Below are 8,972 nucleotides of genomic sequence, written 5' to 3' on the forward strand. Positions count from 1 at the left end.
CGTCGGGGAATTGCCGCAGGCTATGACTATCCGAGCACATAATGAGTGAGAAACGATGACTCTGAATCTGGTAAGTGAGCAGTTACTAGCTGCGAACAGCATTAATCAGCAGGACCTTTTTTCCCTGTTAGGGCAGCTTTCAGAACGTCGTCTGGACTATGCCGATCTCTATTTTCAGTCCAGCTTCCATGAATCCTGGGTGCTGGAAGACAAAATCATTAAAGATGGCTCTTATCACATCGATCAGGGCGTGGGCGTCCGCGCGGTAAGCGGCGAGAAAACCGGTTTTGCCTATGCCGATCAAATCAGCCTCAACGCCCTGCGCCAATCGTCCGAAGCGGCGCGCAGTATTGTGCGCGAGCAGGGCAACGGTAAAGCGCACGCGCTCTCCGCGGTGCTTAACCGTTCGCTGTACGCACCAGTCAATCCGCTGGACAGCCTGACGCGCGAAGACAAAATCGCGCTGCTGCACCGGGTTGATAAAGTGGCACGCGCTGCTGATCCGCGCGTGCAGGAAGTGAATGCCAGCCTGAGCGGCGTCTACGAGCAGGTGCTGGTCGCCGCCACCGACGGTACGCTGGCGGCGGATATTCGCCCGCTGGTGCGCCTGTCCATTAGCGTTCAGGTGGAAGATCAGGGTAAACGCGAGCGCGGCGCCAGCGGCGGCGGTGCGCGTACCGGCTACGAATTTTTCCTCGCCGATGAGAGCGGCGACGTACGGGCCGATGTCTGGGCGCGCGAAGCGGTGCGCATGGCGCTGGTTAACCTGTCCGCCGTCGCGGCGCCAGCCGGTACGCTGCCGGTGGTGCTGGGTGCGGGCTGGCCAGGCGTGCTGCTGCACGAAGCGGTGGGCCACGGTCTGGAAGGGGATTTCAACCGCCGCGAGACTTCCGTCTTCAGCGGTAAGATGGGCCAGCTGGTGGCGTCCGAACTCTGCACCGTGGTTGACGACGGTACCCTGCAGGGGCTGCGTGGTTCGCTGGCGGTGGATGATGAAGGCGTGCCGGGACAGTACAACGTGCTGATCGAGAACGGCGTGCTGAAAGGCTATATGCAGGACAAGCTCAATGCGCGTCTGATGGGCGTGCCGCCTACTGGTAACGGTCGTCGTGAATCCTATGCGCACCTGCCGATGCCGCGCATGACCAACACCTATATGCTGGCGGGCAAATCGACGCCGCAGGAGATCATTGAGAGTGTGGAGTATGGTCTGTATGCCCCTAACTTTGGCGGCGGCCAGGTCGATATCACCTCCGGCAAGTTTGTGTTCTCGACCTCCGAGGCTTATCTGATCGAGAACGGCAAAGTCACCAAACCGGTGAAAGGCGCGACGCTGATCGGCTCCGGCATTGAGGCGATGCAGCAGATTTCCATGGTCGGTAACGATCTGGCGCTGGATAAGGGCGTCGGCGTGTGCGGTAAAGAGGGCCAGAGCGTGCCGGTCGGCGTAGGTCAGCCCACGCTGAAGCTGGATAAAATTACCGTGGGCGGAACGGCTTAAGGTTCATGCTGGTGCGCATCAGTGCGCACCCTGTCAAAACCGCGCAATGGGTTTGTACAATGCTTGTCAGTTATGAGTAAACAGCACGCACACTTTGGTAGCGGCGCAATTTATTGCGCGAAGCATGGATGGGAATGGTGCTGCTAGTAGTACGCGCGATTAATCGCGCCGCTACGAAATCTGCGGTAATTGAATTTGGTACTTAACTGATCGGCATCACGCAATTGTTTTGCCAGGTCACCTTCATGGTGACTGGCATGCATCACTGAACAGCACTTCCCCGTATGTGTCCTTAAGGCCAGCAATACCCGCGCGCCACCCCGGCTAACTTTTGCGGTGCTGCTGATACTGCCTCGCCACCTGCCTGAAATACTCGGTCAGATAATTGATACACACCTGCACCTTGAGCGGCAGCTTATCCTTCTCGGTATAGACGGCATACACCGGGCGCGGCTCCGAGTGATACTGCGGGAACAAAATATCGATCTCACCGACGTTGATCTCATCAATCACCCACATCAGCGGCACATAGGCGATACCGCAGCCCGCTTTCAGCCAGCGAATCAGCGTCTGAGAATCATTGGTGACAAAACGCCCCTGCGGCGTCAGGCGCGTCACCTGGCCTTCCGGTGCCACCAGCTCGAAGGTATTATCCGGGCGCACGCTGTACTCCAGCCAGGAAAAGTTGTCGATTTCAGCCGGCTTTTCCGGCGTGCCGTGCTGGGCCAGGTAGCTCTTCGCCGCGCATACCACCATCGGCATGGCGCCCAGCCGGCGCGAGAACAGGTTGGAATCCTGCAGCTCACCGACGCGTATCACCACATCCAGCCCGTTAGCAATCAGGTCCGGCGCCGGTATGCCGGTCATCAGGTTGACGCTCAGTCCCGGGTATTCGTGCAGCATCTCGCTGGTCATGGCGGACAGGACATTTTGTGCCATGGTGGTTGAGCAGCCGATGCGTAAAATCCCGATCGGCGTGTTGTTGAAGGCGTACAGCTGTTCGTGCACCTGCGAGGCCTCTGCCAGCATGCGGCGGCAGCCCTGATAATAAATCTTACCGGCTTCGGTCAGGCCCAGACTGCGGGTGCTGCGGTTAAGCAGTTTCACCTGCAGCTCATCTTCCAGTCTGGCAACAATCTGGCTGATTGACGAGACGCTGAGCTGCAGCTGGCGTGCGGCGGCGGTAAATGAGCCCAATTCAACCACTTTGGCGAAAATGGACATGCCTTTGAGTCGTTCCATTGTTTACTCTGGCTAAAAAGTGATTTAGCTCACAATATGTAGAAAACGTATAGTCAAGCGCGTTACTATACGCACGCTGGGTCTGTTCACCGCACCTTAACACGGCTGTGTTTACTCGATGATACGCTATCATTAGCTCAACGCGGCCTGAATGTTGCCATCAGTCTCCCAATCATCCCCTGATAATCAACCCAACGTGCTCCGTGGCATGAGGGCAGGTATCGGTGCGATCCGGCAAGGTCGAACTAAGGATCCGAAATGAGTGTGCTTCCGGTATTTGTCGTATTCGGGCTGTCTTTTCCGCCCATCTTCATCGAACTACTGGTTTCGCTGGCGCTGTTCTGGCTGGTGAAACGCGTGCTGACGCCCAGCGGGATTTACGATCTGGTGTGGCACCCGGCACTTTTTAACACAGCGCTGTATTGCTGTGTGTTTTACCTTGTATCCCGTCTATTCGTCTGAGGTTTTAAGTGAAAGCGCTAATAAGAAAAATCGCGCGTTACGCCATTACGCTCCTGCTGGTTATCATCGCTGTTATTATCATCTTCCGCGCCTGGGTGTTCTATACCGAGTCGCCGTGGACGCGTGACGCCAAATTCTCCGCCGACGTGGTGGCGATTTCTCCGGACGTGACCGGACTGATCACCGACGTCCCGGTACACGACAACCAGCTGGTGAAAAAAGGCGATACGCTGTTTATCGTCGACCGTCCGCGCTATCAGAAAGCGCTGGATGAGGCGCAGGCGGATGTCGAATATTACCAGGCGCTGGTCAGCGAAAAACGCCGTGAAGCGGCGCGCCGTAACCAGCTCGGTACCAGCGCGATGTCGCGTGAAGCCATTGAGCAGTCGAACAGCGACCTGCAGACCAGCGAACATCAGCTGGCCAAAGCGGTGGCGACGCGCGATCTGGCGGTGATCGACCTCGATCGCACCACCATCAAAGCGCCGTCCGACGGCTGGGTCACCAACCTCAACGTCTATCAGGGTGAATTCATCACGCGCGGCTCGGTGGCCGTGGCGCTGGTGCAGCAGCACTCGTTCTACGTGCTGGCCTACATGGAAGAGACCAAGCTGGATGGCGTGCGTCCCGGCTTCCGCGCGGAAATTACTCCGCTGGGCAGCAACACGGTGCTGCGCGGCACGGTTGACAGTATCGCGGCTGGCGTGACCAACAGCAGCAGCAGCGTCGACAGCAAAGGCATGGCCACCGTGGACTCCAACCTCGAGTGGGTGCGTCTGGCGCAGCGCGTGCCGGTGCGTATTCGCCTTGACGATCAGCCCGGCAACCGCTTCCCGGCCGGCACCACCGCTACTGTGGTGATCACCGGTGACAAAGACCGCCAGACCAAAGTGTCGCCGATGGCGCAGCTGTTCAACCGCCTGCGTGAGTTTGGTTAAGCGGGGGCGATATGATTGAGTTTTTGCGTTTCCCGGTAAAGCTGACCTTCGCGCTGGTGGCAGCGCTGATGATTGGCTTTCACTTCAATCTGGAAACGCCGCGCTGGGCGGTGATGACTGCCGGCATTGTGGCCGGCGGCACCGCCTTTGCCGCGGGCGGCGATCCCTACTCTGGCGCGCTGCGCTACCGTGGCGTTCTGCGTATTATCGGCACCTTTATCGGCTGTATCGCGGCACTCACCATCATGATTGCGACGGTGCGCGCGCCGGTGGTGATGCTGCTGCTGTGCTGCCTGTGGGCCGGCATGTGCGTCTGGCTCTCATCGCTGATTAAAGTCGAAAACTCCTACGCGCTGGGCCTCGCCGGCTACACTGCGCTGATCATCGTGGTGACCGCGGATGCCAGCGGCGGCCTGACGCTGGCGCCGCAGTTCGCCGTGGAGCGCTGCAGCGAAATTGTGCTCGGTATTCTGTGCGCAATTCTTGCCGACATGCTGTTCTCTCCGCGCTCGATCAAGAAAGTGATTGATGCGGAAGTGGATGCGCTGCTGGTAGCGCACTACCGCCTGCTGCAGCTGTGCGTGGCGCACGAGGATAAAGAGGAAGTCGACAAAGCCTGGAGCGCACTGGTGCGCCGCACGACCGCGCTCAACGGTATGCGCAGCCAGCTGCTGATGGAGTCGTCGCGCTGGAGCAACACCAGCCGCCGGCTGCAAATGCTCAACACGCTATCGCTGACGCTGATTACTCAGGCCGCTGAGACCTTCCTGATTCAGAATTCGCGCCCGGATTACATCCCGCCGCAGTATCGCCTGCTGATTGAGAAAGAGGTAACCAGCGTCAGTGACGTACATAAGCGCATGAAGCTGATGCGCCGCGTTATTGGCGTCAGCAGTAAAAGCGTGCCGTTTACCCTGGCCAGCTGGGTCGGTGCGGCGACGGAGTATCTACTGCTGATCAATGGCGTCAAAAGTAACAGCCGTATCACCACGCTGGAGGAGAGCATTCTGCAGCGTGAAGTGGTGATCCAGGCGCGCTCAGCGGAGACGCATCATGCGATGATCAATGGCGTGCGCACCTTTGTCGCTACCGCGCTCGGTTCGCTGTTCTGGCTATATACCGGCTGGACTTCCGGCAGCGGCTGCATGGTGATGCTGGCGGTGATTACCGCGCTGGCGATGCGTATGCCGAATCCGCTGATGATGGCGAAAGACTTCTTCTACGGCATGGCCTTTGCGGTGCCGCTGGGCATGCTCTACTTCATCTGGGTATTGCCGGGCACCCAGCAAAGTGCCTTGCTGTTGTGTATCGCGATTGGCGCACTCGGCTTTATCGGCGGCATCTTTGTACAGCGGCGGCAGATTGGTACGCTGGGCGCGCTGATCGGCACCATCAACGTGCTGGTGCTGGATAACCCGATGAAGTTTGAGTTCAACGTGTTTCTCGACAACGCGCTCGGCCAGTGGATTGGCAGCTTTGTAGCGATGATGGTGATTTTGCTGATTCGTGACAAATCCAAAGCCCGCACCGGACGCAAGCTGCTGAATCGCTTTATGTATGCTGCGGTGGCCGCGCTGACCACCAATCAGGCGCGCCGGCGTGAGAACCATTTACCGGCGCTTTATCAGCAGCTGTTCCTGCTGCTTAATCTGTTCCCGGGCGATATCGACAAATACCGGATTGCGCTCACGCTGATTATTGGTCATCAGCGCCTGCGCAACGCAGAGGTACCGGTCAATGCCGACCTGTCGGCGTATCACCGCCAGCTGCGCGCCACCGCCGACCGCATTATTGCGGCCAGCAGCGATGATAAACGGCGCTACTACTTTGAGCGCCTGCTGCAGGAGCTGGACGTTTATCAGCAGAAGCTGCAGCACTATGCCGCCCCGGCCAGCGTGACGGAACCGGTGAAACGGCTGTCGATGATGCTGGATAAGTACCAGAACACCCTCATCCAAATCTGAAACTGGCCGCTGCCTGGCGCAGCGGCTGGCCTGATGCCACGCTGACCCTCATTGCCCGATTATTGCCATCTATACTTTCCTGACAGGATGCTTACTGACAGGAGAATAACGATGTCCACTTCCCTGCAACAACACGAACTGTTCAACACTGGCTACTTCGCTGACGGCCAGTGGCACACCGCCAGCAGCACCTTTGATGTCACCAATCCGGCCACCGGCGAGGTACTGGCGCAGGTGGCGAAAGCCGGCAAGGCTGAAACCGAACAGGCGATTGCCGCCGCACAGCGCGCTTTTCCGGCGTGGCGCGACAAAACCGTCAAACAGCGCAGCGAAATCCTTTATCGCTGGTACCAGCTGATCATTGAGCACAAAAGCTGGCTGGGCCAGCTGATGACCGCCGAGCAGGGCAAACCGCTAAAGGAAGCCGAGGGTGAAGTAGAGTACGCCGCCAGCTTTATTCAATGGTTTGCCGAGCAGGCGAAGCGCGCCAACGGCGAAATTATCCCGCCAGCCAAAGCCGGTTCGCGCATTCTGGCGACGCGCGAGCCGATTGGCGTGGTCGCGGCCATCACGCCGTGGAATTTCCCGATGGCGATGCTGACGCGCAAACTCGGACCGGCGCTGGCGGTCGGCTGCACCGGCATCATCAAGCCGGCCAATAACACCCCGCTCAGCGCCTTTGCGCTGGTGGCGCTGGCACAAAAGGCGGGCGTGCCGGACGGCGTGCTGAACGCGGTAGCTGGCGACACGCACGCCATCAGCGACGCCATTATGGCTTCCCGCGCGGTGCGTAAAATCTCCTTTACCGGTTCCACCGCAGTGGGGAAAACGCTGATGCGGAACGCGGCCGAAACCATGAAGAAAGTCTCGATGGAGCTGGGCGGCAACGCGCCCTATATCGTGTTTGACGATGCCGATATCGACGCGGCGGTGCAGGGGGCTATCGCCAACAAATTCCGTAACGCCGGGCAGGTGTGCGTCAGCGTTAACCGCTTCTATATCCACAACGCAATATACGACCGCTTTGTGCATCAGTTGGCTGAGGCGGTGGGCAAACTAAAAGTGGGCAATGGCGTGGAGCCGGGCGTGGTGGTCGGGCCGCTGATTGAGCCGTCTGCGGTGGAGAAAGTGGCGGAGCATGTCAAAGATGCGCTGAGCAAAGGCGGGAAGCTGCTGGTGGGCGGCGAGCGCCATCCGCTGGGCGGCAACTTCTGGCAGCCGACGGTGATTGCCGATGCGCATGAAGAGATGCAGCTGGCGCGGGAAGAGACCTTCGGTCCGGTGGCCGCCTGCTTCCGCTTTGACGATGAAGCTGAGGTAATCGCGCGCGCCAACAACACCGAATACGGTCTGGCGGCTTACTTCTATACGCAGAATCTGCAGCGCGTGTTTCGCGTTTCGGCGGCGCTGGAAGCCGGCATGATTGGGATCAACGAGTGCGCGGTCTCGACCGAGCTGGCGCCGTTTGGCGGCGTGAAAGAGTCCGGACTGGGACGCGAAGGATCGGTGCTGGGCATGGAAGAGTATCTGGAAGTCAAAGCGCTGCACCTCGGCGGTCTGGCGTAGCGAGAGGATGTCACCATGAGAACCGAGCGTTTCGACTTCAATGAAATCGTCGATCAGGCTCATTTCTACCGTCAGTTTTGCGAACGTTTCGCGCTGGCGGATCGCACCATTCACGATCTGGACGATCTGTGGGAAATGATCATCGGCGAGCAGATCCCGTTGCCGCTGGAAATTGCGTTCATCAATCTGGGGAAAGGGCAGAAACGCCGCTATGGTGCGCTGATATTGCTATTCGATGAGGCAGAAGAGGAGCTGGAAGGCCAGCTCCGCTTTAATGTTCAGTAGCACAACCAAAAAGGGCCCCGGCAGGCGGGGCCAAAGGGTTCGTCAGAATTGACGAGGAATTATTTGTACAGCTCTGCAGTCAGGTGATAGCTGTCACCGGTGCGCGCTTCAATCACTTTATACGCGCTGGCACCCTGCTCATCGGCTTTCTGAGAAAGCTGAGCGCGGTAATCCATAGGTGAGCCGCCTGTTCCGCTAACGGTAATGGTCTGGCCGGTAGATTGCAGATTCTGCGCGGATTCATCCGTTACCAGTTGGGCAGCTGAAGCGCCAAAAGCGAACAGAGAAAGCAGCGTAGCGGTTGCGATGGTTGTTTTGATTTTCATAATTCGTCTCCTCATTAGAATCAACAACCTGCGGCACGAAGAGGGTAAGCGGGTCGTCGATCTTCTCCCGGCGACTGCATAACGCCGGATCGATAGTTAAAGTTTATTTGTACAGTTCAGCCGTCACGTGGAAGGTGTTGTCCTGATTATTCTCAATGATGCGGTAATGGCTCGCACCCTGAGCATCGGCTTTCTGGGACAGTTCCTGACGGATATTGGTCTGGTCGCCGTCGACGCCGCTCACGCTAATGGTCTGATTCAGCGGCTGCAGATTTTCAGCCTGGGTGTTGGTTACCAGGGTGGCAGCACTGGCGCCAAAAGACAGAACGGAAGCCAGACTCAGTACAGCAATAGATAATTTGGTTTTCATGATTCACTCTCCTGAAATGGGGTGGGCAACCTGAGAGGCAAACGCCTCTCAAACGGGTCGCCGTTCACACTGCATCTTGTTCCGGCAAACTTATTTATAAAGTTCCGCGGTTGCGTGGTAGCTGTTGTCGTTATAAGCCTCAACAACGCGATAGGCTTTAGCACCTTGCGCTTCAGCTTTGGCGTTCAGCTGCTGATGGATATCCATCGGTGAGCCGCCAATGCCGCTGACGCTAATGGTGCCGACCGGCTGCAGGTTTGCTGCTTGTTCGGCGTTGATAGAATCTGCGGCGAAAGCACCAAATGACTGGGCAGATAG

Annotated in this window: 10 protein-coding genes; 6 read left to right on the forward strand and 4 right to left on the reverse strand. The window is 58.1% G+C overall.

Going from position 1 to position 8,972, the window contains the following annotated elements; all coding sequences use genetic code 11:
• The first annotated feature begins 55 nt into the window (after nucleotides 1–55).
• Nucleotides 56–1,501 carry a metalloprotease TldD gene (gene tldD / locus QMM04_RS08480; RefSeq protein ID WP_021508147.1) on the forward strand — a complete coding sequence of 482 codons (1,446 nt, stop codon included), beginning with the start codon at nucleotides 56–58 and terminating at the stop codon, nucleotides 1,499–1,501.
• 324 nt (nucleotides 1,502–1,825) lie between these two features.
• Here the strand turns inward: tldD and aaeR are convergent, their stop codons facing one another.
• Complete coding sequence (gene aaeR, locus QMM04_RS08485; protein WP_282996001.1) at nucleotides 1,826–2,743, reverse strand: HTH-type transcriptional activator AaeR; 918 nt, start codon at nucleotides 2,741–2,743, stop codon at nucleotides 1,826–1,828.
• 258 nt (nucleotides 2,744–3,001) lie between these two features.
• Here aaeR and aaeX point away from each other — a divergent pair, with 258 nt between their 5' ends.
• The 5 genes from aaeX to QMM04_RS08510 all read left to right on the forward strand — a co-directional run bounded on the left by aaeX (nucleotide 3,002) and on the right by QMM04_RS08510 (nucleotide 7,958).
• Nucleotides 3,002–3,205: a p-hydroxybenzoic acid efflux pump operon protein AaeX gene (gene aaeX, locus QMM04_RS08490; RefSeq protein WP_021508145.1), complete on the forward strand. Its 204-nt coding sequence runs from the start codon at nucleotides 3,002–3,004 to the stop codon at nucleotides 3,203–3,205.
• Nucleotides 3,206–3,213: 8 nt separating this feature from the next.
• Entirely contained in the window at nucleotides 3,214–4,143 is a 930-nt protein-coding gene (gene aaeA / locus QMM04_RS08495; protein WP_125310645.1) for a p-hydroxybenzoic acid efflux pump subunit AaeA, read from the forward strand.
• Between the two features lie 11 nt (nucleotides 4,144–4,154).
• Entirely contained in the window at nucleotides 4,155–6,107 is a 1,953-nt protein-coding gene (gene aaeB / locus QMM04_RS08500; protein ID WP_021508143.1) for a p-hydroxybenzoic acid efflux pump subunit AaeB, read from the forward strand.
• 111 nt (nucleotides 6,108–6,218) lie between these two features.
• Nucleotides 6,219–7,673 (forward strand): NAD-dependent succinate-semialdehyde dehydrogenase, encoded by a 1,455-nt coding sequence (locus tag QMM04_RS08505; RefSeq protein WP_282996002.1) that lies wholly within the window; start codon nucleotides 6,219–6,221, stop codon nucleotides 7,671–7,673.
• Nucleotides 7,674–7,688: 15 nt separating this feature from the next.
• Complete coding sequence (locus tag QMM04_RS08510; RefSeq protein ID WP_021508141.1) at nucleotides 7,689–7,958, forward strand: hypothetical protein; 270 nt, start codon at nucleotides 7,689–7,691, stop codon at nucleotides 7,956–7,958.
• A gap of 59 nt (nucleotides 7,959–8,017) precedes the next feature.
• Here QMM04_RS08510 and yhcN (QMM04_RS08515) read toward each other — a convergent pair whose 3' ends face one another.
• The 3 genes from yhcN (QMM04_RS08515) to yhcN (QMM04_RS08525) form a co-directional block, all read right to left on the reverse strand.
• On the reverse strand, nucleotides 8,018–8,284 hold the full coding sequence (yhcN, locus tag QMM04_RS08515) for a peroxide/acid stress response protein YhcN (RefSeq protein WP_021508140.1): 267 nt from the start codon (nucleotides 8,282–8,284) through the stop codon (nucleotides 8,018–8,020).
• A gap of 103 nt (nucleotides 8,285–8,387) precedes the next feature.
• Entirely contained in the window at nucleotides 8,388–8,654 is a 267-nt protein-coding gene (locus tag QMM04_RS08520; protein WP_021508139.1) for a YdgH/BhsA/McbA-like domain containing protein, read from the reverse strand.
• Nucleotides 8,655–8,744: 90 nt separating this feature from the next.
• A partial coding sequence (gene yhcN / locus QMM04_RS08525; protein ID WP_282996004.1) for a peroxide/acid stress response protein YhcN occupies nucleotides 8,745–8,972 on the reverse strand: 228 nt, incomplete at its 5' end.

The sequence above is a fragment of the Pantoea sp. Pa-EAmG genome, assembly GCF_030024295.1.
Classification (GTDB): domain Bacteria; phylum Pseudomonadota; class Gammaproteobacteria; order Enterobacterales; family Enterobacteriaceae; genus Pantoea; species Pantoea dispersa.